Annotated in this window: 1 protein-coding gene; it reads left to right on the top strand. The window is 63.9% G+C overall.

Annotated elements, in window-relative coordinates; all coding sequences use genetic code 11:
* Positions 1-225 precede the first annotated feature (225 nt).
* Positions 226-582, top strand: coding sequence for a hypothetical protein (locus AA75_RS36695; protein ID WP_051814065.1), 357 nt, complete (start codon positions 226-228; stop codon positions 580-582).
* Positions 583-844: the final 262 nt, after the last annotated feature.

Below are 844 nucleotides of genomic sequence, written 5' to 3'. Positions count from 1 at the left end.
TGATCATTCGTAGGATCAGGGAAGCCCAGGGGTTCCGGGTGTGAGCTCGTCGCCGCCTGGCCGACCATGCCCGAATGCGCAACGACCTGGGCTGAAGCTTCCCCCTGGACTTGGACACCTGGAGACTGGGACGTGAGGTTCCAGAGGAAGTAGACGGTCACCGAGGTGGCCCGCGACCTGGGGTGGGTCCCGAGGGCCTGCGGAGCTGGGTCGAGCAGGACAGGGTTGACCGCGGTGAAGGCAATCCGGGCTCTGGAGGACCGGGCCAACGCCACGGCATCCCGCTTGAACTCCTCCGAGTACCGCTTTCCCTGCTTGTTGCTCACCTGGCTCCCCGGCGCCGAGCACGAGGAGCTCCGTCGCCTGCGCCGGCAGAACCTCGAACAGCAGAAGACCATCGAGGTCCTGAAAAAAGCCGGTCTTCTTCGCGCGGGAGAGCGACCGGTGAGCGAGGTCCACCGGTTCATCGCGGCGGAGAAGGCCACCCACTCGGTCACGTTGCTGTGCCGCATCTTCGGCGTGCTCCGCTCCCGGATCCAGTTGCCCAGGACAGTTCGAATTGGGGCAAGCGAGTGGGCCTAATGTAGCTCGGGTGAGCCGACGTGGCAGAATTTCTGGCCCGACGCAGTGGATCAAGTGTGCGGCTTTTGGGATAAGTTCAGTCGGCTGTCGTCCGGCCTTACTATCCATACCATTGAGCGCTTTCAGCGTTGCCTCTCCAGGGTGAGGATGGCTTTGCTGCTGACGTGAGCCGCTGGGGACTGCAGCAAGGGTGTCGGAAGACGCGCCGGCGTCTGACGGTGGCTGGGCTTGATCCGCTTTGACGGACACTCCTGATCAGGGG

Origin of the sequence: Kitasatospora sp. MBT63 (genome assembly GCF_000710465.2) — a bacterium.
In the GTDB taxonomy this organism is placed as follows: Bacteria; Actinomycetota; Actinomycetes; order Streptomycetales; family Streptomycetaceae; genus Kitasatospora.
Note: the sequence above shows the minus strand (reverse complement) of the source record. Positions and strands in the feature narration are given on the sequence as shown.